This is a genomic window from Dyella caseinilytica (assembly GCF_016865235.1).
Lineage (GTDB): Bacteria > Pseudomonadota > Gammaproteobacteria > Xanthomonadales > Rhodanobacteraceae > Dyella_B > Dyella_B caseinilytica.
Map to the genome: position 1 here is coordinate 4,159,168 of NZ_CP064030.1, position 24,913 is coordinate 4,184,080.

A 24,913-nucleotide genomic window follows, 5' to 3' on the forward strand; every position below is an offset into this window, starting at 1 on the left:
GCCCTTTCCCAGCTTGCGTATTGTACCTACTAGTATGTACAGTAGCGCGCATGGATACCAGAGAACGTTTGATTGAGAGCGCCCAGGAACTGTTATGGGAGCGGGGCTATGTGGGTATGAGTCCCAAAGCCATTCAGGACAGGGCTTCCGCCGGGCAAGGCAGCATGTACCACCACTTTGAAAACAAGGCAGCGCTCGCGTCAGCCGCCATTACGCGAAGCGCCGAGCAACTGTACGAGTCGGCGCAGCAAGAATTTTCACAGCCTAGCTCCGCGCTCGATCGCATCGTTTCCTACCTCAATCGCGAGCGGGACGCACTGCGAGGTTGTCGCATTGGAAGGCTGACTCAGGATCCAGAAATCATTGCAGACCCGCAACTGAGACAACCCGTTCAAGAGATGTTCGCGAAGCTGACACAGGAACTGATCGCTCTCATTGAGGAAGGCCAAAGGACCGGAGAATTTCGCTCGGAGATAAATCCGGAAGACACGGCCTCGACCATTCTCGCGGTTCTCCAGGGTGCTTATGTCCTGGCGCGCGCCGCGAATTCTGCTGAACCGTTCCATCGCGCGATCACGGGAGCGATCTCCCTCTTGAAGCAGCAAGGTGACGTCAAACGCGCTTCGCGAAAGTGAGCCTTCAACGGTGCCTTTGACAGGCCCTCAGAGAATTCTTCGATCTTGACCCATATCGGTGCCTTACGCATGCCGCGCATCACTTCTTACTGCCTCACCGCCATCTTGGCATTTACCATGAGCGCGACTTGCAGTGTTGCCTCAAGCGCGGAGCCTCCGGTTCTTCTCAAGGTCGATCTGCGCGATGCACCGCGCAAACTCCTCCATACAACGGAGATCATTCCAGCCAAGCCTGGTCCGATGACGCTCGCCTATCCGCAATGGCTTCCGAGCGTTCACCTAGCCGGACCTATCGATCAGCAAGCCGGCTTATTTATTACCGCTCACCAGGCTGGTTCCGCAGCCGCCACGCCGATTCGTTGGGAACGCGATCCCGTTGAGCTTTACCTCTACCACATCATGGTTCCGAAGGGCGCCAGTTCCATCGAGGTGAACTTTGACTTCATTACTGCGGCCGATGCCACAACCGGGGGAACGACCGACGCAAATATCGCGGCGCTCAATTGGAATACGGTTCTCCTGTATCCGTATGACGGGCCATCCACGGAAGTCGCCTCGATTGAGGTCACGCCGACTCTCGTCATGCCGACGGGTTGGCATTTCGCTTCAGCTCTCCAAGCCAAAGACGTATCGGCCCCGCCTGAACTTTCAAATACCGTCACCTTTCAGACCGTCTCGCTTGAGCAGCTGGTCGATTCGCCGTTAATTTCCGGACGCTACTTTCGAGAAATTCCCTTAGCCCCAGAGATCACTCCGAAGCACTATCTCGACATGGTGGCCGACACACCGGCATCACTCCAGATCAATCAATCACGCATCGATCAGTTCAGCGAACTCGTTCGTCAGGCCGGGATTCTCTTTCACAGCCGGCACTACGATTCGTTCCATATGCTGGTCACGTTGTCTAATCAGATCTCCGGAGACGCATTCGACCATCATCAGTCTCTCGACAATCGCAGACCGGCCGATTTCCTGACGAACGAAAGGTCTCTCACGTTGTATGGAGATTTCATTGCGCACGACTTCGTGCATAGTTGGAACGGAAAATATCGGCGTTCCATGAGCCTGATGACCGCGAACTATCAGATGCCCATCATCGGCACCGATCTTTGGATCTACGAAGGACTGACTGACTACCTTGCAGGAGTCCTCGCCGCTCGATCCGGAATCTGGACGCAGCAACAATTCCTCGATCAATGGAGTGAGAAGGCTGCCCGCTTCGCCCACCGCCCTGGAAAAACCTGGCGTGATCTTCAAGATACGGCAACGATGGCACCGATCCTCTGGGCATCCGACGGCTCCGCCTACGAAAGCTGGCGGCTCGGCGGCTACGATTTTTATGGTGAGGGCGCGCTAATTTGGCTGGAAGTCGACACCACGATTCGCAGCGGAACCGGAGGCAAGAAATCTCTCGATGACTTCCTGGCTCTTTTTTACGGTAACGGCACTAACACTGGGCCCGACACGCTTCCTTTCACCTTCGAAAACCTCGTCAACGCGCTGAACACTGTTTATCCGCACGACTGGGCATCTTTTTTCAAAGAACGTCTCCACGAACTCACTCCCGAGGCTCCCCTGGGAGGCTTTACGCGCGGTGGATATCGTCTGGTCTACCGAGACACACCGAATGCGTGGACCGCGCTTTCGGGCAAGAAAGATTTCGAATATTCGATCGCCATGAAGGTGCGATCGGACGGCGTCATCACCGATGTGCTCATCGGTGGCATTGCGGACAAGGCGGGCTTTGCGTCGGGCATGAAGCTCCTCTCCGTCAATGGAGCGCCCTTTTCGATCGATCAGCTGCAACGAGCGATTCGCAGTGCCAAAGGAACAACGGCCCCCATCGAGTTCGCCGTTGAAAATAGCGGAGTCGCCACGACACTCACCCTTGCGTATCACGGCGGAGAACAGTATCCGGCTCTGGAACCGGATGTCGGAACAAAGGATCATCTCCTCGACATAGCCGCGCCGCGCTAGCGGCTTTGCGAGCTTTACCGACGCGGATCAACGCGGCCCGTTTGTCCGCTTACCTGAAAGAACCAAATCGAATGACCTATGCCCGGCTAAGCTGCGCAATAGCATTATCGGCAACATCCTTGAAAAATGCGGTATCGCCAAACGCTCGTGCGGCCAGCATCGCGCCGTAGATGAGAGATACCAGCGTCTTAGCCTCCGACTTGACAGTGCTCCTGAGCTTGAGCTGTTTGCTTTTGACGCCTGACTCAAGCACGTCTTCAAGCCACTGGTCGAAATTCACGAAATACGCGCGCACCTCCTGCGCTACGTCGTCCGGTAGTGCGGGAAGCTCCGCACCCAGCATGCCTGCAATGCAAAACGGTGCACTATCGTCCGCGATGCACCGTTCCCAATAACCGACGTAGGCCCGCAACCGGGCCAGAGGATCGGCGCCGCTCGCCTGCAACGCTGCCATATCGGTATCGAACATCTCTCGATGCTGCCTTACCACCGCAATGGCCAGATCCGTCTTGGTGGGAAAGTGGTGATGGATGCTCGCCTTGCGGATGTTGATGGCATCGGAGATGTCGGCATAGCTAAAGCCGCTGTAACCCCGCCGCATGATGAGCTGGCGCGCCGCTTCGAGGATCTTCCCGGCGGTGATCTCTCCGCTGTTAGTCATGCGAATATCTACCATCTAGTTGGTTGAATACCTATAAGTCTATATCCAGTAAGGGAATTTTTCCAGGGGCAGAAAGTGCTTGCGTCATATTCTACCAACTAGTAGGATGTTTACACTGACCAAGCAAGGCCCATCGAACCTTCCAATCCCTTAACTGACTTTTGGAGTACGACCATGAAAACCGCACCCCGTATAAGCCGTATCGCCGCCACACTCGCTCTTTCCTTTGCTGCCCTGGGCGCCCAGGCCGCAACAACTGCGCCGGTCAAGAACATCGTCCTTGTCCACGGTTACTTCGCCGATGGCTCGGGCTGGCAAGCCGTATCCGACATCCTGACCCGCGATGGCTACAAGGTCTCAGTCGTGCAGGAACCGGAAACCTCGTTCGAGGATGACGTCAAAGCAACCACGCGAGTGATCGATGCGCAGGACGGTCCGAGCATCCTGGTCGGACATAGCTACGGTGGCGCAGTGATCTCCCAGGCCGGTAATGACGCCAAGGTCGCCGGTCTGGTCTATGTAGCAGCGTTCCAGCCGGATACCGGTGAAAGCGCCATGGTGCTGAACAACAAGATGCCGTCCGCCACCAAGGCGATCAAGGCAACCGCTGATGGCTATCTGTATCTGGACCCAGCTCAATTCCATCAGGACTTTGCTGCCGATCTTCCTGCACAGCAGGCGAAATTCATGGCGATTTCCCAGGTGATGCCCGCAGCCAAGTCCTTTGGTACGCCGATCACCGCAGCAGCATGGAGGACGAAGCCGAGCTGGGCTGTTGTGGCCACAGCAGACCGTGCGATCAATCCGGATCTCGAACGCTTCATGACAAAGCGTGCCGGCAGCAAGACCATCGAGATCAATGCGAGCCACGTGGTCTATATGTCGCACCCCGCCGAGATTGCCAAGCTGATCGAGCAGGCTGCTGTTGCGTCTGGCAAGTAATGAGTCACCCCAAGCAGCTCGCGATGTTGCTTACCTGGAAGGCTCATGCTGATAACACCCCGATGCGGAACGGAAAATGCAACATTCCGCATGGCCAGACGATGGCGAATGTTCGCCGTCGTCTGGCCCACTTTCTAAGCAGGCGCTGAATGTCGATATCCGATTGATGTCGGGGGCGTGAACGCATCGGCGATTGCGTGAAATTCGACGCAATAGATCAAACTGTGTTTGTTTGGGTGCAAAACACCACACGCCTCTTTTACGTCCGCGTTGGGTTGAAAGCAGACACGAGACATTTTCATCTCGGACTCACGGCAGTCTTGCCGTGTCCGCAATAATGAGTTCGACTGCCGCAGCAGCCTGGGAGATCGACTCTTTGCGGTCGATGACGTATTCCAGAAAGCCAAGATCAGGCAAGTCGCCGGTGAGACGGATAAGCCCCTCGGGAATGACGTCACCCCGAAAGGCGCTAATACCCAATCCTGCGGCGACAGCTGCCTGGATAACCGCAATGCTGCCGCTTACCACCGCGAATCGGTAGGATCGACCCGCAGCCTTTAGCGTCTCCAAAATGCGGGTGCGCGTTACGCTTGGCTCAGGATGTACGGCGAGCGGAAGAATGGATTCACCTCCCGTCAGCGGCGACGTCGGACTGCCGCACCAGTAGAGCGGTTCACGGCTTACCACGTAACCACGCTGACTACCCACCAAGCGCTTTGCAAACACAAGATCGTGCTTATTTTCGTCGAGCTCTCGGAATAAATCGCCACTCAAACCCGTGTTTATCACCAGATCCACGTCCCGATTGCGCTGGGCGAAGCTGGCAAGACTCGGCGCCAATCGACTGAGGGCAAAATCTTCAGGGAGCCCTAGACGCACAGTGCCGTTCAAAGGTGGCCCGGACACGGTGGTCATGGCCTCATCCATCAACTTCAGAATCTGCACGGCATAGCGATGCAACGCCTCGCCATGACGGGATAACCGTACGTTGCGCGTGTCGCGTTCAAACAGTGCGACACCTACTAAATCTTCGAGCCGGCGAATGTGCTGGCTGACCGTGGATTGCGAAAGGCTTATGCGCTCGGACGCGACCGTGAAGTTCGCCGTCTCGGCCACGATGACGAAACTGCGAAGAAGTTCGGTGGGCAGGGGTCGCATTGCAAATACCTCTAAATCGCCGCTAATAACTTCATAAATCGATGGAGAACATGGGGTTAGCATGCTTCCACCGAGCGCTGAGCATAGCGCATCGTCCGACCCTAATCCTGAGGATCCACCCCATGAAGAGTAAAATGAGCAAGCGCATCCTGTTATCCGTCGCCCTATTCGCAGGAGTCGTCGCTGCCCCGGCCTCCGTGATGGCTGCAACACCCGTTCATAACATCGTGCTCGTGCACGGTGCCTGGGTTAATGGCAGCGGGTGGAAGCCGGTTTATGACATTCTCGTCAAAGATGGCTACCACGTTTCCATTGCCGAACATCCACTGACATCCTTTAACGATGACGTGACAGCTGTAAAGCGAATCGTCGACATGCAGGACGGCCCAACCATTCTCGTCGGCCACAGTTATGGCGGCGCGATCATTACGGACGTCGGCAACGATCCGAAGGTGGTTGGACTGGTTTATATCGCCGCGCATGCGCTCGATCAGGGCGAAACCGAAGTGGGTAACACCAAGCGTTTCCCGAACGCAACCAGCATGACCCACGACGTCAAAAAGACCGCAGATGGCTTTCTCTATCTTGAGCCGTCCCGTTATCCGGCAGACTTCGCAGCAGATCTGCCATTAAAGCAGGCCGAGTTCGAAGCGAATGCTCAAGAGCTGACGGCTGCATCGGTATTCAACTCACCGGCCGGTCAACCTGCGTGGAAGACGAAGCCAAGCTGGTACGCCGTGGCGATGGACGATCGCATCATCAATCCGGATCTGGAGCGGATGTACGCCAAGCGTGCGCACAGCACCACGATTGAGGTGCCGGGTGCCAGCCACTCCGTGTACGAATCGCATCCGAAAGAAGTAGCAGCGCTGATCGAAGAAGCTGCCAAAAATGCCATGCACTAAGTAGCGATGTTGCGCCGTTGACGTAACGATGAAACGTACGGCGCTATTGAACGACAGATCCAAAGCGTACTCGCTTCCCGACAGAAGCAAACTGACTCCAATGAACGGAGAGATTCCGATGACCACCTGGAACAACGCGCAATGCCTGCGCGAATCGAGAAAACGTGCAGGAGCAGCCCACGCGCAAGGCAAGCGCGTCGCGAAGAAGGATGCCACGGCGTTGCTGGAGGCCGTCGTTCGGCCCGGCGATCGTGTCTGCCTGGAAGGCGATAACCAGAAACAGGCCGATCTTTTGGCGACGGCGCTGGCTGCGGTAAATAAAGAAAAAATCCATGACTTGCACATGGTGCAATCGGGGGTGGTGCTCCCCGAGCATCTGGATCTCTTCGAGCTGGGTATCGCAAAGCGTCTGGATTATGCCTACTCGGGACCGCAATCCCAGCGCATCGCCAAACTCCTCTTCGGCGGCAAGATCGAGCTTGGTGCAGTACACACGTATCTGGAACTGTTCGCGCGCTATTACATCGATCTCACTCCACAAGTGGCGCTGATCGCCGCCGTCAGCGCCGACCGCGAAGGCAATCTTTACACCGGTCCAAACACCGAAGACACACCCGCCATCGTCGAGGCGACTGCCTTCAAGGACGGCATTGTCATCGCGCAAGTCAATGAGATTGTCGACAAACTTCCGCGTGTCGATATCCCCGGTGACTGGGTGGACTTTGTCATCGAGAGCGGCAAACCGTTTTATGTGGAACCGTTGTTTACGCGCGATCCTGGTGCCATCACTGAAACACAGATTCTCACCGCCATGCTGGCCATCAAAGGCATTTACGCGCCGTATAGCGTGCAGCGCCTGAATCACGGCATTGGTTTCAACACCGCTGCGATCGAGTTGTTGTTGCCGACCTACGGCGAGCGTCTGGGGCTGAAAGGAAAAATTGCGAGCCATTGGGCACTCAATCCACATCCCACATTGATCCCCGCGATCGAATCGGGCTGGGTGAAACAGATCCACAGTTTTGGCTCGGAAGTCGGCATGGACGACTACATACGTGCTCGTCCGGACGTTTTCTTCACCGGCCCCGACGGATCGTTGCGTTCCAATCGTGCGTTCTCGCAAGTCGCCGGTCTGTATGCGTGTGACATGTTTATCGGCTCCACGCTGCAGATCGATTTGCAGGGCAACTCATCGACGGTCACTGCCGATCGCGTGGCAGGCTTTGGCGGCGCACCGAACATGGGCAGCGATGCTCGCGGCCGGCGTCATCCCAGCCAGCCTTGGTTGCAGGCGGGCAAAGAAGCCGATCCCGATAGTCCTGCTGCTTTGCGTCGAGGACGCAAGCTCGTCGTGCAAATCGGTGAAACGTTTGGCGACAAGAACGTCCCGCTATTCGTGGAAAACCTGGACGCACTCAAGCTCGCGACAAAACTCGATCTCGATCTCGCGCCGGTCATGGTCTACGGCGACGATGTGACCCACATCGTGACCGAAGAAGGTATCGCCAATCTGCTGCTATGTCGAAACAACGATGAGCGGGAACACGCCATCCGCGGCGTCGCCGGTTATACCGATGTGGGTCGAGGGCGCGACAAGAAGCTGGTTCAGCAACTGAGAGAACGCGGCGTGATTCGACGCCCGGAAGATCTCGGTATCGATCCGCTGGATGCCGATCGCCGCTTGCTCGCAGCACGTTCTATCAAGGACCTGGTCAGGTGGTCCGGCGATTTGTACGCACCGCCTTCCAAATTCCGCAATTGGTGAGGAGACACGATCATGGAAACATTGAACTATCGAAATAAGGCGTCACAGCGCGCGAAGGGCTCAAAACTCCAGGTCATCGTCGGCGTAGTGGCTTCCGGCAACTTGGAGGTGCTCGCAGAACGCGTACTTCCTGATAGCGAGTGCGAGGTGGACATCCGCACCGCCGCTGAAGGCTTTGGTGAAGTCTGGCAAGCCGTGGTTGCCGACTTTGTGGAACATCGTTCCCCAGGCGGCCTGAAATTTTCCATCAACGACGGTGGTGCACGGCCCGACACGGTCGCGCTGCGATTGGCACAAGCCGTGAGTGCTATCGAAGGAGAGCGGACATGATTGCTGCCGCTTTAGATAACTCGAAAGACCAGAACGACGCCGCGTCAACTTCCAGTTGGTACGAGGCATCGGCAAGGCAGCGTGTTGAGAATCTTCTCGACGCGAACAGCTTCAACGAATTCATCGGTCCGGAATTGCGTGAGACAAGCCCGCATTTACCGCTATTCGACCTACCGGAGCAGTTCGACGACGGGATGATCGTCGGTTACGGTCGGCTCGGTGGAAAGCCTGTTCTCATTGCCGCGCAAGAGGGCCGGTTCATGGGCGGCGCGTTTGGCGAAATACATGGCGCCAAATTGACCGGACTGTTGCGTGCCGCACGTGATATCGCTTCGTTACCGGTGCTTATCTTGTTCGATACCGGCGGCGTGCGTTTGCAGGAAGCGAACGCAGGTGAATTGGCGATTGCTGAAATCATACGCGCTCTGATTGAAACGCGTCTGGCAGGTGTGCCGGTCGTGGGTTTGGTGGGCGGCCGTTCGGGTTGCTACGGCGGCGGCGGTTTGATTGCCGGCTGCTGCTCGGCCTTGGCGGTATCGGAGCAGGGACGCATCGGCGTCTCAGGCCCGGAAGTGATCGAAACCAATCGCGGTGTGGAGGAGTTCGATTCCAAAGATCGTGCATTGGTATGGCGCACCATGGGTGGCAAACATCGACGCCTGATTGGTGGTGCGGAAGTATTCGCCGACGACACCGTTGCGAGTTTTCGTGACGCAGCCAGCTATCTCATCGAGCATGCGCCAAGCATGAATCTGAGCACGCTGGAATCGGAGCAATTCCGCCTCGCTCAGCGTATCGAACGCTTTGGCACTTGTGCGGATGCCCTCGATATTTGGCGCTCACTCGGCGCGGCCGAACCGCAAAGCATTCCCGCGTTGTCCTATCGAGAGTTTGTCGCTCTCGCCAATGATCTTCAGGAGCCTCGTCATGACGCTCGATAACATTCTTGCATCCCTGTTTCCCCGTGGCCATGACGTGATACTTGAGCGTGGCCTGATCTCCGGACGGGGCCCGCTTCCAGATGGCGGCTCCATGGCCGTGATCGGTGTGGATGGTCGGGCTCCCGTCGGCGTCGAAGAGGCGACACTGCTTTCCAGCCATGTACTGGATGTCATCAAGTCAGGCGGCAACGAACCGATCCTGGTCTTGATCGACAGCGACAGCCAGCGCATGAGCAAGCGCGACGAACTGCTTGGTCTCAACGAGTTTCTTGCGCATCTGGCGAAGTGCCTGATCCTCGCGGATAAGCTTGGCCATCGCACCATTGGATTGCTTTACGGTCACACCGCGGCAGGTGCTTTCATTGCCACGGCGCTGGCAACACAGACCTTGCTCGCACTTCCTGGCGCTGAGCCGGCGGTGATGGATCTGCCATCCATGTCGCGTGTGACCAAGTTGTCTATCGAAGTGCTGCAGGAAAAGGCCAAATCTACGCCTGTTTTTGCACCGGGTTTGGATAACCTCGCGCAGACCGGTGCGGTAGCGATCACGCTGAATCCCGACAGTTCACTCGCCGATCAATTGAAGAGCGTATTGTCCCAGCCGGCCGAGCGCGAAGACTCGCGCGACAAACTTGGCAAGGAACGCAAAGGTCGTCCGAAAGCTGCCGACATCGCCGAGCGTGTCTATGAACTCGCACGCGCCTCCGTCTGACCGGCCACTGCAACGGCATCAGTTGGTCCGTGTTCTTCCCGCGGCATGGGATGCATTACTCGCGTCGCGGGATGACCTGGCCAATGAGCCTTTGCTACACGACTGGGCACGTCGCGGTTGGCCGCTCATCGTGCGACGCCCTTCACCGGACGATGGTGCCGGGTTACCGCTGGGCTTACCGCTTCCACCCGCAGCGGGTAAACGCCGCATTGCTATAGAGATGCAAGCCGAGGACATCGTTGCATCCGAACGCTTGCCCGCCTTGGCCGATTGTTTCGATACAGCACCACCCGCGTGGCAACCGAGCCTGCAGCAATTGATAGCACTTGCAAAGAAGGACAGCGTGCAAGCTCGCGTGTTCGGCAGTCTGGCGTGGCAGCGATTGACTGGCTTGGAGTATCTGAGTCCGAGCTCCGATCTCGACATCATTTGGACACTTCCAAGTCTCGATGTGATCCACATGTTTCTCGCTGATCTCGCCGCGATCGAATCGCACGCTCCGATGCGGTTAGACGGTGAATTGGTACGTGCGGACGGCGCAGGCGTGAACTGGCGTGAATTGCATGCCGCTGCTTCGGAGTTGGTACTCAAGACGGCCACTGACGTGATTCTGTGTCCGCGTGAATCCTTTATGGGAACTTCGTCATGAATGTGCTCGCTTCCGTGGTGCCCAACATCTCGATCGCCGAGAACCCGCGTATTCGCTCGTTTCCGCAGCACATCGCGGCGTTGGCCGAACACTGTTTGCGACTGGAAATCGAAACGTGGCCAAAGCCCGGTCTGGTGAGTCATATCAATACAGGAAGTCACACCGACATGGACGCCGATATGTTCCGGCGAAGCGCATTCGTCCTTCGACCTTATTTTGCAGAAATGGTTGAAGCGGGCATGCGTGACGAATCGATGTCGGTACTGCGCAAGATCGGTTTGCGTGCCGAACGCGCCATGCTCCATGCAACTGGCGGCGTGAATACGCATCGTGGCGCGATTTTCGGCGTCGGATTGCTGTGTGCTGCGGCCGGTTTGCGCGAAGGTGGTCATGCCGATCCGCAAACGCCGCTAGGCGTCCACGTAAGCCGTCGATGGGGCAAGGAGGTCCTTGCTGGACCACGACTTCCCGGTAGCCACGGCGAACTGGCCGGATCTCGCTATGGTGCCGGCGGCGCTCGGCAAGAAGCTGCCCAGGGATTTCCCTGTGTCTATCAGATCGGACTGCCTGCGTTGCGCGATGCGGCTCGCCTGGCGCCGGGCAATCCCGAAGCGGCACGGGTTCAGGCATGTTTTGCACTGATCGCTGTTCTCGAAGACACCAACCTTTTGCATCGTGGTGGCTTGGACGGTCTTCGCTTTGCACAGCAGGCCGCGCAGGAGTTCCTCGACCAAGGTGGCGTCGGGCACGAGGAATGGCTTCGTCGTGCCGAAACTGTCCATCACGCGTTTGTCGAACGGCGACTCAGTCCAGGCGGTGCGGCGGATCTTCTTGCCATGAGCCTCTTCGTGATGGAGCTGGAAGAGGAAGCGGTGCTGTGATCAACGTCATTCTGATGGCGCTTGCGCCGATTTTCTTTGTGCTGCTGCTTGGCTATTTCGCCGGCAAATATCATATTGTCGACAACACCCACGTCAGCTCGCTCAATACGGTTGTCATGAGCTATGCAATCCCTGCGTCGTTGTTTGTGGCGACGGCCATAACGCCCCGTCAGGCCATGCTCGCGCAATGGCCGGTACTGGTCATTCTGGGCGGCGCGATGATGTTGCTGTATCCGCTCTGGTATCTACTGCAACGACGTGTGCTACGGACATCCGCCAGTGAGGCGTCATTGCAGGCGCTGACAGTGTCCTTGCCCAATTACGCAGCAGCGGGGCTACCGGTTGCGTTGGCGCTGCTTGGGCCGGGGCACGTGGTACCGGTGGCCGTGGCCATTGCGGCTGGATCGTTGCTTCCATCGCCTGTAACACTTGCGTTGCTTGAGCTATCCGTAGCCAAGCAAAGCGGCGGTGCCGTGATGAGGGCTGCACGCGCTGTAGGGCATGCGCTTATCAAGCCAATCGTGCTTGCTCCCGTTATCGGCGCGCTCTTTTCGTTGCTGAGCTGGTCACTCCCTTCGGTCGCGGTCGCTTCGTTGCGACAGATTGGACAAGCCGCGGGCGGATTGGCATTGTTTGTCACGGGACTCATTCTGTCGGCACAGCGCTTTCGTTTGAGCTGGAATGTCGCACTGGCGACTATCGTCGCCAACATTGTCCAGCCGTTGCTGGCTTTCGTGATTGCCCTTATGTTGGGCGCACCTGCTGCCATCATGAAGATAAGTGTGCTGATGGCAGCGTTACCATCAGGCTTCTTCGGGATTCTGTTCGGATCCAGCTATGGCATGGCGTCGGAAGAGTCGGGCTCCACGGTGATTGCCAGCACGGTGATATCCATGTTCACGCTTGCATTGGCTATCGCGTGGCTCTACGGATAACGGGAGATATGTCGTGGCACTCGCTATTCTTTGTTCCGGACAAGGTGGTCAACACGCCGGGATGTTCGACCTGACGGGTGATGCCCCTCAAGCTGAAGCGCTCTTTGCACATGCCTCTGCGTTGCTCGGCCACGATCCGCGTACCCTGGTAAAGCGTGCAGAGCGTGAGACTCTTCATGTAAATCGGACCGCGCAGTTGCTCTGCACGCTACAAGCGCTGTCTGCCGCTGCGCTGCTCGATAACGTGCTTCCAAATCGACGTTGCGTGGCAGGTTATAGCGTGGGCGAAGTGGCGGCATGGGGTGTCTCCGGTTTGATCGGTGCAGCAGAGACACTCGATCTTGTCGCTGCGCGTGCCGGCGTGATGAATGCGGCGAGTCGCGGCGACGAAGGCATGCTCTTCATTCGAGGATTGGGGAAGGCAAGCATCGAACAACTGTGCTCAGGCCGTGAAGCTGCCATCGCCATCTGCAATCCGGCCGATGCCTGGGTATTGGGCGGCCGACGCGCAGCGTTGAACGCTATCGCGGAAGAGGCATCTCGCCTGGGTGCCGCGCGGATTGTATCCATTCCCGTAAACGTACCTTCGCATACCTACTTGCTTGCCGACGCATCAGTCGCCTTTAGTCATCTTTTGGCTGACATCCGCCTTCAACCTTCGCCAACGATGGGTACTCGCCTATTCAGCGGAATCGATGGCGATTCGGTGCTGGACGCCAAGAACGATGTGAACAAGCTAGCCTTGCAGATATCCCACCCCATCCAATGGGCAAGGTGTCTGGATGGTTGCGTCGAGGCCGGAGCCACTGCCTTTCTGGAACTCGGCCCCGGTCGCGCACTCGCCGAAATGGCTGCTGGTGCGTATCCCCATATCCCCGCACGTAGCGTCGACGACTTTCGTTCCGTGCAGGGGATAGTCGATTGGCTTTCGCGACTCACCTAGGCCCGGAATGTTTGCCTTGGGTCGAAGGTGGATGTCCGTTGGTCAGCACGAACGAAGAGTTCAGCGCTCGCCGGAATTGGCAGAAGCGCAGAAGTTTGCCAGCGTGCGTTCGCGCTCAGGGCGAACAATCTATGGTTAAGCGCGCAACGGCATGTCCGTTTAACCATAATTTGGTCGCGTTGTTAAACCATAAATTGGCCGGAATCACTAGCAATATCCAGCGGCTGCGTGCCTTGCCGAGTCTCTTGGGGAACTTAAGCTACTACCAAGAAAGCTAACACCCAAACGCCTCCAAGATCAGCCATTTCCGTCTGACTGACATCCGAAATTATGGCGCCGCCCATCCATGATTCACTGACCAGCAAGTTCTATTGCCATGCCACCGACCGCAGCTTTGAGCTGGCGACCTCCCAAGCACGCGACACACACCGGAAGAAGTTGCGGCACGAAACAGCGACGTTAAGAGGGTAATCATCCATCGGAACGAAACCCTCCGTCGCCGAGCATTCGTCCGACTGTCCGGGGACAGTGTCCGCGGACAGTTGGCCAGCAGCGCCCCTGATTCGCAACTGTCTGAATTTAAAAGGCAGGCGCTACGCATTTAGTTGGCATGTCGTTTGCTGAGAATTTCTCCAGCTGTACCGGCCGCGGCTGGAGATACGGCCATACCCTTGGGTCATGCCGACGAGTCCGCATCCGGCTTGCATGGCGCTTGAAACTGCAGCTTTTGCCAGGCGCATAACCGTTAACGTTTCGCCATTGCAAATTTCGATCATTGAGAGGGCAAAGGAATGTTCGCTTATTACCTTCGGCTTGGTCTGCACAGTCTTAGGCGCAACCCATTGCTTACCTCACTAATGGTTGTCGCGATCGGCTTTGGCGTAGCGGCGTCCATGACGACATACGCGGTGCTCCGCGCTACGTCGAACAATCCAATTCCGCAGAAGTCATCGCAGCTATTTACGCCCCAAATCGACAACGCGGGTCCCTCAGTAACGGGCGACGACAACGGAGAACCACCGGACCTGATGAGCTACATCGACGCGATGGCGCTGATGCAGGCGCACCGCGCGAAGCGGCAGACCGCCATGTACCCAATCGGCGTGTCGATTATTCCTCCCGATGCATCGCGCCTTCCTTTTCAAGAAACCAGCTATGCAACTTACGCTGACACCTTTTCAATGTTCGATATCCCATTTCTTTATGGTGCTGGATGGTCGGCGCAGGAAGATCAAGCGCGCGCGGCGGTAGCAGTCATAGGCCGTGCGCTCAACGACAAGCTGTTCCAGGGCGCCAACAGTGTGGGACGGGACATCGTGTTGGATAACCACAGCTATCGCATCGTCGGCGTGATGAACAATTGGAACCCGCAACCCATGTTCTACGATGTGCGGACCGCTGGCGGCTTTGGCGATCCGACGCAAGTATTCATTCCATTTACGCATGCCGTGGATTTGGAGATCCCTACCATCGGTGCCAACATGTGCGCCACGAGTTCGAATGGAGGTTGGAATACGTGGCTGCGTTCCGACTGCGTCTGGATCAACTATTGGGTTGAATTGCCCGACAACGCCAGCGTTGCGGCGTACCACGATTACCTATACAGCTATGCCGCGCAGCAACAGCATGCAGGGCGTTTCCAATGGGCGCCTAATATACGGCTGCGCAACGTGATGCAATGGCTCGACTATAAGCAAGTCGTACCGCCGGAGTCTAAAATTTCGCTACTGGTTTCGCTCGGCTTTCTGCTGATCTGCCTGGTCAACACGGTTGGGTTGCTGCTGGCAAAATTCATGCGGCGTGCGCCCGAGATTGGCGTTCGGCGCGCGCTGGGTGCATCACGCAACGCCATCTATGTGCAATTTCTCATCGAGGCGGGCACGGTGGGGCTGGCGGGAGGACTGCTTGGCGTGGTGATGACGGGTGTGGGCATGCTTGGAATCAGCCTGGTATTCGAGCCACAGATTGCTCGGCTCGCCACAGTGGATACATCGCTGGTGGGTTTGACTCTTTGCGTCGCCGTACTGGCCACGGTGATGGCAGCGTTTTATCCCACTTGGCGCGCTGCACAGGTGCAGCCGGCCTGGCAACTGAAGTCCAGCTGAGATGATGCGCATGCTGCAGATCAAGCCCATACTGGCCGCCCTTAAACGGCACAAAGCCGGCACGATCTTGATCGTGCTTCAGATCGCACTGACTCTTGCGATTGTCTGCAACGCGATGTTTATCATCAACCAACGCGTTGCACGCATGTCACGTCCCACGGGCATGGATGAAAGCAACTTGTTGGTCATCCAGAACCACTGGGTAGGGGTGAACACACAGGCTATCCCCACATTGACCCATGCAGACCTTCTGACATTACGTCAGCTACCCGGCGTGGAAGATGCTACGCGGATAAACGCGTATCCCCTGAGCGAGAACGGCTCGTTCGAAGGCATACGCCTCGATCCCAATATGAAGCCTCGCATCAGCCTCGCCGCGGAGTATTTCGTTGATGATCATGCGCTACCGACGATGGGTGTTCAGTTAGTTGCCGGGCGCAATTTCCGCGCAGACGAAATACACGCGATCGACCCCCAGGTGGCGCGACCGCCTTCTGAAGTCATTATCACTAAGGCGTTAGCCGACAAACTGTATTCAAACGGCACTGCGTTGGGTAAACCCATATATATTGGTAATGACAACCCACCACCGAGCACCATCATCGGCATCGTCGGGCAGCTTCAGGCCCCATTCCCGAATACGAACTTCGTAGATTGCGCCGTGTTGTTACCATCATTGCTCGAAGACAACGACGGAAGCTACTTGATCCGCAGCAAACCCGATCAACTCGCCATCATCGCCAAGGAAGCACCTGCCACCTTGCTCAAACTCAACCGCATGCGCGTGTTCTCGTCTGAGCATGGCATTCGAACCTTCGACGTAGTGCGCATTGAAGCGTACAAGAGCGATCGCGGGATCGCTATCGTGCTCGGTTCGATTTGCGTGGTGCTGCTAATAATCACTGGCGCGGGCATCGTCGGCCTCACTAGTTTCTGGGTGGGTCAACGGCGAAAACAAATCGGTGTGCGACGCGCACTCGGTGCCACACGCGGCGACATACTCACCTATTTCCTCACTGAAAACTTTCTGATCAGCCTGCTCGGCCTGCTGATAGGCACCGTGCTAGCCATCTGCCTCAGCGAGTGGCTGGTGATACGCTTCGAAATGCAGCGATTGTCGATCCTGTACTTGCTAACGAGCTCCGTTGTGTTGCTACTGCTAGGGCAGGCAGCCACGCTGAACCCGGCGCTTAGAGCTTCGCGTGTACCTCCAGTGGAAGCCACTCGTTCGGTATAACCGTATCGAGAGTGATCCTGAGCTTCCACTCGTGGTGGCTGGCGTGTGCTTACAGTATTCGAGCGCCATGTCCGCATTGGGTCGAAACAGACATCACGCTTTCTGATCGAGGTCGGCTACACACGAAACCTCACCGCACTGCAGGCTCAAAAGGATCTCGCCGGATCCATCATGTTCGAAGGCAAAGCCGGTTTCATGCCGGGGTGAACATGGGTACCGAGATCGAGTAGTCACAACGGATACTGTATGGGAGGAAGGTGACGACGCGCCTCCTCCCTCCCACCATGGCTAGAACGTTTTATTCGTATAGCCAGCATCCGTGCCATGCAATGCACCGATATGACGCTCAACGATGCGCACTGTTTCCGCGCCGAAGGCTCTCAGGTCAGCATTCTGTCCGGTCCTGGACTCCTGGGCAAAGGCGGCACCGTCCAACGCATGAATCTGGCCCATCTCCTGCAGATAGGCCTGATCAAATGCTGCGCCCGACAATCCGCTTAGTCGATCGACACGCTTTTGGAAATCGGCATTTAGCTGCGTTGGCAAATCGACGCCGTTCGCTGACGCAATCGACCTCAATTTCTGGCCCACCAACTCATGATCATGGACCTCAGTGTTCGCCTGATCCTTCACATCCTGCGCTTGGGCCTTGTCCACCGCGACCTTGCTCGCCGCGACTTCAAACATGCCGCCCTGGGACACCTTCTGAACGAACGCAAGATCAGCGCTTGAAAGGCTGCCCGCTGCGAATGCCATTGTGCCGCAGGACAGGCTACCTGCGATCAGCATCCCCACCCATACCGGGCGGACAGAATGCGACCATGCATGACGACCGGTGTTTTTTGTCGGCTTCAACTTGTTAGGCGTTAAGATTTTCAAGGGACTCTCCTTAAGGGCACAGGGGGAAGTGCTCACCAACCAGACTCCTTGTAGCCCTGACACCGATGGCAAAAAGGAAGCTGACGGATGACTGGTAGATCACGTCAAATCTTTACTTGTAACCATGCAACTTCATCTTGAGTGCAAGAGGCGATTAATTCCGTCGCTTAAATAACGAACAATCGGGCTACCGCCGGTGCGGACCGTCATATGGCTATCGCCGCTCGCTGCTCGATCCACCACATCGGCGACCCGCTGCAATGGGAGCCATGTGCGTTGCCACTGAATCAGCACGCATAGAATCGCAATCACGCCCAGCGCCAACACGCCAAACAACAGCGACGCGATTTCCGCATGGGTGGTCCGATCCTCGCCGTCACCTGCGTGATCAAGCGCCACCAGGGCGATCTGCGCATCCAGTGTATGCAGAGGCACCACCCACCCCGTAATGACATGGGATCCGTCCTGTATTGGCACAACCTGACCGCCGGCGCTGGTTGAAGCAAGAATGGGCGCACTCTTTTTGGCGAGCAAATCGAGCATCCGCAGATCGATACCACTATTGGACAATGGCGAAGAAACGGCCCCAGACGCAGCCACCAGCGCCACGTCACTGCGCGCGATGCGGCCGATCGTGGACGCGAACGCATCGTTTACACGCATTGCCGTGATCAATACGCCTTCCAACGTGTTGCCGCGCAGAAGCGGGCTGCTCACAACCCAGAACAACTGCCCATTATCCAACCACGTGCCTTGGGCGGGTTTGAGTTCGCGAATGGATGTCGTTACGAGCATGTCGTGCGCAACGCTTGCCCGATCTTTCTCCCATAAACCCGAACTACTTACGGGCTTGCCGAGTGGGTCGAGCACCATCGCCACGTCATAACCATTTCGGCGTTCCTTGAGCAATTCGCTGATGGAAAGACTATCCACAGCGCCCGTTTGCGGATTGGGCGTCAGGGATTGTGCTACGTAGTCAACGAAAGCCGGATCGTTGGCGAGCAACTGTGCGCGCAGCTGCAAGGTTTCCAGTTGCCGTGCCTGCAAGTCCGCACCGACCATGCCAGCAACCTTGAAACGCTCCAATGTCCGCTCTTCAGCAGCATGGTGGACACACCAAACGATGCTCGCAGATGCACTGATAGTGAGAACCACAATTAGCACAAGCCCGCTGGTCAGGAATCGGGACGCGGGCTTCATCGCTTATTACTCACATTGAGTTCGGTGGACACGCGCGGCTTCATCACGATCAATTGCTGTTCGACTGACGTGGCAGGCACGGTGACCGACTGTTGCGAGAGCGCGGCTCGTGGATTCCAGAAATACAAAGTACCCGGACCCGACGGGAGACCGTGCAGCGAAAAACTGCCATCCGCTGAAACCTGACTCATGTAAGGCGTGGGCACCACCATCAGATCCAGTTCCATTGAACGATGCACGTTGCAACTGATCAGCACGGGACCCGCGTGAGTAAAGGTGTGTGCGACCGATTGCCCTGAAGCCTGGAATTGAAAATCGAACGTTGAATCAGGTGTCGCGGAATAAAGATTGTGGAGAAGCTGATCAAGATTTGTGAATTTCACCGTGCTGCCCATGGGAACGGCCATCGCAGCGGGTCTGAAATCCATATTGACCGTGTAGATCGTGTAGGTGCCCGGATGGACACGCACCCTGCCGTGTTTTGGCACGAAATAAACCAGCGTATCGGTCACCTCTCCTGGTGCCAGACTCTGACCAGGACCTGACGCCAGACTGACTTTTCCGGAAATGTCGGCGTGATTCGTGGCGGCGCTGACGCAAGCCGGTAATCCTCCGAGCACGACTAACGTGACGAAGACCCTGAGTCGATGGACAAGCATGCAACCCCCAGTATTGATGCCTATGCCAATCGCTCTTCTTGATCGATTGGTCTGCTCAACACTAGGTGGCGGGGGATCGATAGGTCCAATTCATTTACGGTATCAAGTCGATTGACAGTGCCAATCACAGGAAAGCGTTACAGGTTTCAGTCACAAGCGCTTTGTCAAATTAGCTCGACATCAGCGCACTGATGTCGAGCATTACCAATGCTTAGAAGTCGGCAGCGGACAACTTAGTCAACGGCATCGCTGCCTTGATTCTGCTCTCCTCGCTTCAAAGCATTCCATGCGCGAACTTCTTCGACAATGACCTGTAGCCGTGCTTTCTGTTCGGGACTGAGGGGCGCATGCTTCGCTTTGCGAAGAATTGCATCGAACATATATCCAGATCGAAAGAAATAGGGCCTGATTTCAAGAAAGCAGATGGCCGCTTCCATTGTTTCAGGGTCGCCGCCTACCAAACGATCTAATGCACCCTCGTATCCGCCGGGAAATGCCAATTCATCGTATCGGCTATGAAAGATCTGGCATGCCTGCTTCCATTCCTCCTTTTTCCTTGGACTCTCATCCCTCACGGCAAAAGTCTCATGGATGCGCCGATGAAGACGAGTAGCCTCTGCTGAATTCCTCTCGATTAAAAGCTTGATTTGGTCAGATTGGTGCATCAAGCGACCCTCCTTGACGTTCTTGACTTAACACATTTTTCCGAATGTCCGCTGCGAGCTGGAAGTGGCATGTCAAGCTCCTAATGCTCATGCGCTTCAGCCGACTTCGACTTTCCATGTGGCTGGGCGCAATTCAACGAAATCGATGTTGACTGGTAGGAATTTCTCGATAAGCGATGCGTTAGTTCGCGAATGATCAGTTGGCGCAGTGGTTGTGAATGAGCCGCCACCCGCTAATGCGAAGGGCAGAAGAAGCTGATCGGCCATCTGCGCACCGACTGCGACATCCGCTTTGATGTAACGCTGAACCTCTTCGCACACGCGCTCGGCGACCTGCTCGGCGCTTACGCCACGCTCACCGAAAGCCGTGAAGCATTCGGTAATGTGCTCCGACTCGACGCGAATGATTAATGCATTACCGGGACCTATCGGCGGCTTGATTTGTTGCAGCCGCATCGCGCTATCCGACAACGATAATCGGCGCGCGACGATTTTCAGCTCGCGCTCGGCGACGCTTGAGCTAATACTCGAAACTAAAGCTTTGGCCGAAACAGCGCGCAACTGCCCGCGCTCGATGAGTTGAAGCGGCTTGAGCACCTGCGCCGGCTGAATGTTTACATCGATCACGCCGCCGCCAGCTGGATAAAAGCCGTGGCGATCGAGGCGAATGTCTGTTTGCACGCCCATTTTCGCAAGCACTGGCGCGAATGCATCGATAAGAAAATCCGCGGGTGGCGCGAGCGGGTTGTGCGTGCCGCCTTCAAGACGGATCGATGATCCTTTATGTGCGCGAATCAGCGCAGGCAATACGGTCTGCAACACCAGCGTCGTTGAGCCCGCGGTGCCGATAGGAAAATGATAGTCGCCCGCACGTATCGCTTGCGGAATGAAGGTCAACATTTGCGAGCCGGGCTCTGCGCCAAGTACTGCGGCATCGCTGACTTGGCGTGCAGCATCGATCGCCGTCAAATGCTGACGCATAAGACCCGGGCGACTCCGCTTGGCACGGATGCCCGTCATGGTGAATGGCGTTGCCGTGACCATGCTCAAGCTCAGCGCTGTGCGCAATAGCTGGCCACCACCGGCTGATCCGTCGATCTCGATCATTTCCCTATTTCCCTGAATCCTGCTTCTTTATAAACAGGTGTGCGGGGTTACCCCGCACACCTTATCCCTTGACGCAAACCACCTGGCGAAGCGTATGCACGATTTCTACCAGATCCTTTTGCGCCTCCATCACGGCCTCAATGGACTTGTATGCCGCCGGTGATTCGTCGATCACTTCGCTGTCTTTACGGCACTCGACGTGTGCGGTCGCGTGCTTGTGTTCGTCCAGCGTGATGCGCTTACGCGCTTCGGTTCGACTCATCACGCGGCCGGCGCCGTGGCTGCAGCTGTGGAAGCTCTCATCGTTGCCTAGACCCCGCACGATAAAGCTCTTCGCACCCATGCTGCCGGGGATAATCCCCAGCTCGCCCGCCTTGGCACTTACCGCACCTTTACGCGTTACCAATACGTTCTTGCCGTAGTGATATTCGCGGTTGACGTAGTTGTGATGACAATTTACCGCCTCCGCCCAGGCATCGAACGGCTTGGGAATGATCTTGGCGACCGCGTCGATGACGTGACTCATCATGATGGCGCGGTTGGTACGCGCAAAACGCTGTGCCCATTCCACGGCAAACACGTAGTCATCGAAGTGCTCGCTGCCTTCCGGCAGATACGCAAGATCCTGATCCGGCAGATTGATCATCCAGCGGCGCATGTCTTCCTTGGCAAGCTCGACGTAGCGCGTACCAATGGCATTACCCACGCCACGCGAACCGGAGTGCAGCATGAACCACACGCGATCCTCTTCATCGAGGCAAACCTCGACGAAGTGATTGCCCGTACCCAAGGTCCCCAGGTGATTGAGGTTATTGGTCCGCGCCAGCTTCGGCTGCTTGTCGATAATGCGACGGAAATCCTGCTCAAGCTGCGACCAGCCATCGATAGCGGCTCCCGGCGGCGTTTCCCACGCCCCCTTGTCGCGCTTTCCTACCGTGCGACCGTGTGGAACAGCACGCTCGATAGCGGAGCGCAAACCCGCCAGATTGTCCGGCAGATCGGTCGCCGTCAGCGTCGTACGCGTGGCGATCATGCCGCAGCCGATATCCACGCCTACCGCCGCCGGTACGATTGCACCGACAGTCGGCACGACCGAACCCACCGTTGCGCCCTTACCCAGATGCACGTCCGGCATCACCGCAACCCAGCGATGGATAAAGGGCAGCCTGGCGATATTGATCAGCTGCTGGCGTGCCGCATCTTCGATCGGCACGCCGTGCGTCCACGCCTTGATCGGCACCGCGCCTGGCTCGTTGATGACTTGGTACTGCGTGCTCACAATCCTTCTCCTGGCTCGAATGGCATTTGATTCGTTCATGCCACTCGTTGTCTATCTAAAAGTGCGGCGACAAGTTTGAGTGAAACTCCTGCTCTACCACTGAGCTACAGCGCGGCTTGCGCCGTGCTGACGGGATTCGAACCCGCGACAAGGGACGTGACAGGTCATGTAGTTCAACAGGCATTCGCCACAACGCGAAAACGTTTGTTTCTAAATGTTCTTACACAAGCTGTAGCGACAAGTCGTGATGAACGAAGACCCTTGCTCTAACCACTGAGCTACCACATCGCCTTCGCGACAAGGGCGGGACTTGAACCCGCGACCTAGGATTTCTAGTACGTCCATCTGCATTCGCAACAACCTTCAAACCAAATACATATAGCTGATACATGAAAAGAGGCGCAGCGACAAAGGTGATGAAACATCTTGCAAAGAGACGTGCTTTGACACATCGCTATGCAACGGGATTCGAACCCTATCGCCCGATAGGCTTACCATTGATGTAGTTCCATCTGCATTCGCTGCAAAACAAATCTTTATAACCCCGCCCTCGGGCGGAGCGACAATCCCTGCGAGAGAGTGCTGGGGTCGAACCAGCTAATTCCGAGTAGTCCCTCGTGCATTCGCTTCGTCACTTCCGGGCCCACCCCCGGCAGGCTCTCCCACCGGGGATAAACATTTCAGAGCGTGATTGCTTCGACACGCTCCACCCAACGATGCGCACCCGTTCCTTCGGATACCACACTCGCCAGTAGATCGAACACCGCATCCGTAAAACCACCCACATGAAGCACATCCATGGAGTCCACAGATTGGCTGGTGACGTTCGGCTGGAGGTCGATGCAGACCATGCGTGCCTTCGGGCAACGCTGCTTCAGCTCTGCCCACTGCCGCATGGTTTCCGTACCGCCACTTGCACGCGTATCAACCCAACTTTGGTTGTCCGACACGAGCACCAGCAGATCCACCTCACTACGCTCCTTGTTCAATTCAATCAGCGGTGCACTTACCTTCGTACCGCCGCCCAGCAACGCCACCAATTGCTGCGCCTGCGTCATGACGCTGTCGCGCGGGTTCAACCGGCACTCGCGTATGGCTTCCGCGAACGGAATTACACGCGCATCGGGATTCACCCGCTTCAGGCAAGCGGCAATCAACGCTGCCACCTCGATACAACGCACCGTTGATGTCGCACCCTTGCGAAATCCGGTTACCGGCGATTGCATCGATCCCGACACATCCACCGCTACCACCACCTTTCCAATCACCTTAGGCACATTGCGGGTTGCCACTTCCATGGCGTCCTGCAACGCATCCACGATCGCTGACGGTATAGCGTTCGATGAAGCCCGAAACGCGGTCATCAACTGGTACGGAAATACCTTGGCGCGCTGTATCGCTTCCGCATTACGCAAACGAGCTGCCGTACGTGCGATCAACGCGTCATCCTCGAATACACCGTGACGTGCAAACGCGTTCAAGTTCATACGCGTTGCCTGCCACGAGGCACGGCTGGCGATCTCCTTCCAGTGCTGTGCCTTCAGCGGCAACGCGGTGAGGTATTGGAAGGGAAGATCCGGCACAACATCGCCTTGTTCCTTCTTGAATGCCTCCAGCTCACGCACCTTCAACGGCAACACATCCTCCTTGTAAGGCTTACCGATCAACCATGCGTACAGCGCCTCACGCTCCGAATCCTTGGGCTTGGGATGCACCATGCGAATGACATCTGCCAGCGAAGGCTTTTCGCCAATCGCCGCACTCATCACCGCATCAATCGATGCGTTCTCCAGCCAACGCTGCACCAATCGCTTCGGCAACGTACCCAATGATTTGCGCCCCACCACACCACTGCGCACGATCTGAACGAAGTTGCGAAGCATGCGACCGTTATCGATCACGCGGTCGAACACCTTGCTAAGCAGCTCGCCATCTCGGACAGCCAGGTGCGCAAGCAGCAACGCCGGCATGTCTTTCATGTATGCGGTCTTGCGGGCGTACAACGCGGTTTGCGCGACGTACTGCGGCGATACCGCTTCGCACAGACCAAGCACCTCGGCTAGCTGCGTCGAGGCATCGCTGTAGAACGTGCCGTTGAGGCAGCCGGTCGCGGCATAAAGCGCGAGGGCTGCTTCCGGTGCACGCTGGTAAGCGGTGCCGCCTGCCTCATTCAAGGCGTCAGCCTTCGGAACCATGCGGCCGCGCTGACTGGCGAAGAGTTGAGTGTTGGCCATGGGGGAATCTCCTTTGTCTTCCCCACTAGTGCAGTTGCCGTGCCAACGTCGGGATTACCTCATTAATATATTGATTTATATGTATTTATGTACTTATCGGTGCGATTTCGATGC

General features: G+C 56.8%; 24 protein-coding genes. 15 read left to right on the forward strand and 9 right to left on the reverse strand.

All coding sequences use genetic code 11. The features are described from left to right. Window positions 1-50 precede the first annotated feature (50 nt). Together ISN74_RS18275 and ISN74_RS18280 are read left to right on the forward strand one after the other, a co-directional pair. On the forward strand, window positions 51-635 hold the full coding sequence (locus ISN74_RS18275; protein WP_188795134.1) for a TetR/AcrR family transcriptional regulator: 585 nt from the start codon (window positions 51-53) through the stop codon (window positions 633-635). 69 nt (window positions 636-704) lie between these two features. After that, window positions 705-2,612 carry a M61 family metallopeptidase gene (locus tag ISN74_RS18280; RefSeq protein WP_203546647.1) on the forward strand — a complete coding sequence of 636 codons (1,908 nt, stop codon included), beginning with the start codon at window positions 705-707 and terminating at the stop codon, window positions 2,610-2,612. 76 nt (window positions 2,613-2,688) lie between these two features. Here ISN74_RS18280 and ISN74_RS18285 read toward each other — a convergent pair whose 3' ends face one another. Beyond that, complete coding sequence (locus ISN74_RS18285; RefSeq protein ID WP_188795137.1) at window positions 2,689-3,273, reverse strand: TetR/AcrR family transcriptional regulator; 585 nt, start codon at window positions 3,271-3,273, stop codon at window positions 2,689-2,691. 174 nt (window positions 3,274-3,447) lie between these two features. Between ISN74_RS18285 and ISN74_RS18290 the strand changes: the two genes are divergently transcribed. Next, window positions 3,448-4,215 (forward strand): alpha/beta hydrolase, encoded by a 768-nt coding sequence (locus tag ISN74_RS18290; RefSeq protein WP_188795139.1) that lies wholly within the window; start codon window positions 3,448-3,450, stop codon window positions 4,213-4,215. Window positions 4,216-4,524: 309 nt separating this feature from the next. Here the strand turns inward: ISN74_RS18290 and ISN74_RS18295 are convergent, their stop codons facing one another. After that, window positions 4,525-5,436: a LysR family transcriptional regulator gene (locus tag ISN74_RS18295; protein ID WP_229678836.1), complete on the reverse strand. Its 912-nt coding sequence runs from the start codon at window positions 5,434-5,436 to the stop codon at window positions 4,525-4,527. A 59-nt stretch (window positions 5,437-5,495) separates the two neighbouring features. On the opposite strand from ISN74_RS18295, the gene ISN74_RS18300 reads away from it, so the two are divergent. The 12 genes from ISN74_RS18300 (at window position 5,496) to ISN74_RS18355 (ending at window position 16,983) form a co-directional block, all read left to right on the forward strand. Then, on the forward strand, window positions 5,496-6,278 hold the full coding sequence (locus tag ISN74_RS18300) for an alpha/beta hydrolase (protein WP_188795141.1): 783 nt from the start codon (window positions 5,496-5,498) through the stop codon (window positions 6,276-6,278). A 118-nt stretch (window positions 6,279-6,396) separates the two neighbouring features. Further along, the gene (mdcA, locus tag ISN74_RS18305) at window positions 6,397-8,043 is read left to right on the forward strand and encodes a malonate decarboxylase subunit alpha (RefSeq protein WP_188795143.1); all 1,647 of its coding nucleotides are present in this window, start codon (window positions 6,397-6,399) and stop codon (window positions 8,041-8,043) included. Window positions 8,044-8,055: 12 nt separating this feature from the next. Next, on the forward strand, window positions 8,056-8,373 hold the full coding sequence (gene mdcC / locus ISN74_RS18310) for a malonate decarboxylase acyl carrier protein (RefSeq protein ID WP_188795145.1): 318 nt from the start codon (window positions 8,056-8,058) through the stop codon (window positions 8,371-8,373). Then, window positions 8,370-9,314 (forward strand): biotin-independent malonate decarboxylase subunit beta, encoded by a 945-nt coding sequence (locus ISN74_RS18315; RefSeq protein WP_188795147.1) that lies wholly within the window; start codon window positions 8,370-8,372, stop codon window positions 9,312-9,314. Before mdcC ends, ISN74_RS18315 begins: the two co-directional genes overlap by 4 nt. Next, window positions 9,301-10,026, forward strand: coding sequence for a biotin-independent malonate decarboxylase subunit gamma (gene mdcE / locus ISN74_RS18320; RefSeq protein ID WP_188795149.1), 726 nt, complete (start codon window positions 9,301-9,303; stop codon window positions 10,024-10,026). Before ISN74_RS18315 ends, mdcE begins: the two co-directional genes overlap by 14 nt. After that, the gene (gene mdcG, locus ISN74_RS18325) at window positions 10,001-10,675 is read left to right on the forward strand and encodes a malonate decarboxylase holo-[acyl-carrier-protein] synthase (protein ID WP_188795151.1); all 675 of its coding nucleotides are present in this window, start codon (window positions 10,001-10,003) and stop codon (window positions 10,673-10,675) included. The genes mdcE and mdcG overlap by 26 nt, the downstream gene beginning before the upstream one ends. Further along, window positions 10,672-11,556, forward strand: a complete 885-nt coding sequence (gene mdcB / locus ISN74_RS18330) for a triphosphoribosyl-dephospho-CoA synthase MdcB (protein ID WP_188795153.1) — start codon at window positions 10,672-10,674, stop codon at window positions 11,554-11,556. The genes mdcG and mdcB overlap by 4 nt, the downstream gene beginning before the upstream one ends. Then, entirely contained in the window at window positions 11,553-12,491 is a 939-nt protein-coding gene (locus ISN74_RS18335) for an AEC family transporter (protein WP_203546648.1), read from the forward strand. Before mdcB ends, ISN74_RS18335 begins: the two co-directional genes overlap by 4 nt. A gap of 13 nt (window positions 12,492-12,504) precedes the next feature. Next, entirely contained in the window at window positions 12,505-13,434 is a 930-nt protein-coding gene (mdcH, locus tag ISN74_RS18340; protein WP_188795155.1) for a malonate decarboxylase subunit epsilon, read from the forward strand. A gap of 791 nt (window positions 13,435-14,225) precedes the next feature. Beyond that, complete coding sequence (locus ISN74_RS18345; RefSeq protein WP_188795157.1) at window positions 14,226-15,539, forward strand: ABC transporter permease; 1,314 nt, start codon at window positions 14,226-14,228, stop codon at window positions 15,537-15,539. A gap of 10 nt (window positions 15,540-15,549) precedes the next feature. After that, window positions 15,550-16,776, forward strand: coding sequence for an ABC transporter permease (locus ISN74_RS18350; protein ID WP_188795159.1), 1,227 nt, complete (start codon window positions 15,550-15,552; stop codon window positions 16,774-16,776). Between the two features lie 45 nt (window positions 16,777-16,821). Further along, window positions 16,822-16,983 carry a hypothetical protein gene (locus ISN74_RS18355; protein WP_203546649.1) on the forward strand — a complete coding sequence of 54 codons (162 nt, stop codon included), beginning with the start codon at window positions 16,822-16,824 and terminating at the stop codon, window positions 16,981-16,983. Between the two features lie 81 nt (window positions 16,984-17,064). Here the strand turns inward: ISN74_RS18355 and ISN74_RS18360 are convergent, their stop codons facing one another. The 7 genes from ISN74_RS18360 to ISN74_RS18390 form a co-directional block, all read right to left on the reverse strand. Further along, on the reverse strand, window positions 17,065-17,691 hold the full coding sequence (locus tag ISN74_RS18360; RefSeq protein ID WP_188795161.1) for a DUF4142 domain-containing protein: 627 nt from the start codon (window positions 17,689-17,691) through the stop codon (window positions 17,065-17,067). Between the two features lie 96 nt (window positions 17,692-17,787). Next, window positions 17,788-18,855, reverse strand: coding sequence for a hypothetical protein (locus ISN74_RS18365; RefSeq protein ID WP_203546650.1), 1,068 nt, complete (start codon window positions 18,853-18,855; stop codon window positions 17,788-17,790). Further along, window positions 18,852-19,514: a cupredoxin domain-containing protein gene (locus ISN74_RS18370; protein WP_188795165.1), complete on the reverse strand. Its 663-nt coding sequence runs from the start codon at window positions 19,512-19,514 to the stop codon at window positions 18,852-18,854. Before ISN74_RS18370 ends, ISN74_RS18365 begins: the two co-directional genes overlap by 4 nt. 233 nt (window positions 19,515-19,747) lie before the next feature. Then, on the reverse strand, window positions 19,748-20,179 hold the full coding sequence (locus ISN74_RS18375) for a hypothetical protein (protein ID WP_188795167.1): 432 nt from the start codon (window positions 20,177-20,179) through the stop codon (window positions 19,748-19,750). 96 nt (window positions 20,180-20,275) lie between these two features. Beyond that, window positions 20,276-21,286, reverse strand: coding sequence for an RNA 3'-terminal phosphate cyclase (gene rtcA, locus ISN74_RS18380; protein ID WP_188795169.1), 1,011 nt, complete (start codon window positions 21,284-21,286; stop codon window positions 20,276-20,278). Between the two features lie 61 nt (window positions 21,287-21,347). Beyond that, on the reverse strand, window positions 21,348-22,604 hold the full coding sequence (locus ISN74_RS18385; RefSeq protein WP_188795171.1) for an RtcB family protein: 1,257 nt from the start codon (window positions 22,602-22,604) through the stop codon (window positions 21,348-21,350). A gap of 641 nt (window positions 22,605-23,245) precedes the next feature. Continuing rightward, entirely contained in the window at window positions 23,246-24,799 is a 1,554-nt protein-coding gene (locus tag ISN74_RS18390) for a vWA domain-containing protein (RefSeq protein WP_188795173.1), read from the reverse strand. Between the last annotated feature and the right edge of the window lie 114 nt (window positions 24,800-24,913).

Coding starts and splice junctions, on each gene's coding strand:
- ISN74_RS18275 (WP_188795134.1), top strand. CDS start 51: ATGGATACCAGAGAACGTTTGATTGAGAGCGCCCAGGAACTGTTATGG.
- ISN74_RS18280 (WP_203546647.1), top strand. CDS start 705: ATGCCGCGCATCACTTCTTACTGCCTCACCGCCATCTTGGCATTTACC.
- ISN74_RS18285 (WP_188795137.1), bottom strand. CDS start 3,273: ATGACTAACAGCGGAGAGATCACCGCCGGGAAGATCCTCGAAGCGGCG.
- ISN74_RS18290 (WP_188795139.1), top strand. CDS start 3,448: ATGAAAACCGCACCCCGTATAAGCCGTATCGCCGCCACACTCGCTCTT.
- ISN74_RS18295 (WP_229678836.1), bottom strand. CDS start 5,436: ATGCTAACCCCATGTTCTCCATCGATTTATGAAGTTATTAGCGGCGAT.
- ISN74_RS18300 (WP_188795141.1), top strand. CDS start 5,496: ATGAAGAGTAAAATGAGCAAGCGCATCCTGTTATCCGTCGCCCTATTC.
- mdcA (WP_188795143.1), top strand. CDS start 6,397: ATGACCACCTGGAACAACGCGCAATGCCTGCGCGAATCGAGAAAACGT.
- mdcC (WP_188795145.1), top strand. CDS start 8,056: ATGGAAACATTGAACTATCGAAATAAGGCGTCACAGCGCGCGAAGGGC.
- ISN74_RS18315 (WP_188795147.1), top strand. CDS start 8,370: ATGATTGCTGCCGCTTTAGATAACTCGAAAGACCAGAACGACGCCGCG.
- mdcE (WP_188795149.1), top strand. CDS start 9,301: ATGACGCTCGATAACATTCTTGCATCCCTGTTTCCCCGTGGCCATGAC.
- mdcG (WP_188795151.1), top strand. CDS start 10,001: ATGAACTCGCACGCGCCTCCGTCTGACCGGCCACTGCAACGGCATCAG.
- mdcB (WP_188795153.1), top strand. CDS start 10,672: ATGAATGTGCTCGCTTCCGTGGTGCCCAACATCTCGATCGCCGAGAAC.
- ISN74_RS18345 (WP_188795157.1), top strand. CDS start 14,226: ATGTTCGCTTATTACCTTCGGCTTGGTCTGCACAGTCTTAGGCGCAAC.
- ISN74_RS18350 (WP_188795159.1), top strand. CDS start 15,550: ATGCTGCAGATCAAGCCCATACTGGCCGCCCTTAAACGGCACAAAGCC.
- ISN74_RS18365 (WP_203546650.1), bottom strand. CDS start 18,855: ATGAAGCCCGCGTCCCGATTCCTGACCAGCGGGCTTGTGCTAATTGTG.
- ISN74_RS18370 (WP_188795165.1), bottom strand. CDS start 19,514: ATGCTTGTCCATCGACTCAGGGTCTTCGTCACGTTAGTCGTGCTCGGA.
- ISN74_RS18375 (WP_188795167.1), bottom strand. CDS start 20,179: ATGCACCAATCTGACCAAATCAAGCTTTTAATCGAGAGGAATTCAGCA.
- rtcA (WP_188795169.1), bottom strand. CDS start 21,286: ATGATCGAGATCGACGGATCAGCCGGTGGTGGCCAGCTATTGCGCACA.
- ISN74_RS18385 (WP_188795171.1), bottom strand. CDS start 22,604: ATGAACGAATCAAATGCCATTCGAGCCAGGAGAAGGATTGTGAGCACG.
- ISN74_RS18390 (WP_188795173.1), bottom strand. CDS start 24,799: ATGGCCAACACTCAACTCTTCGCCAGTCAGCGCGGCCGCATGGTTCCG.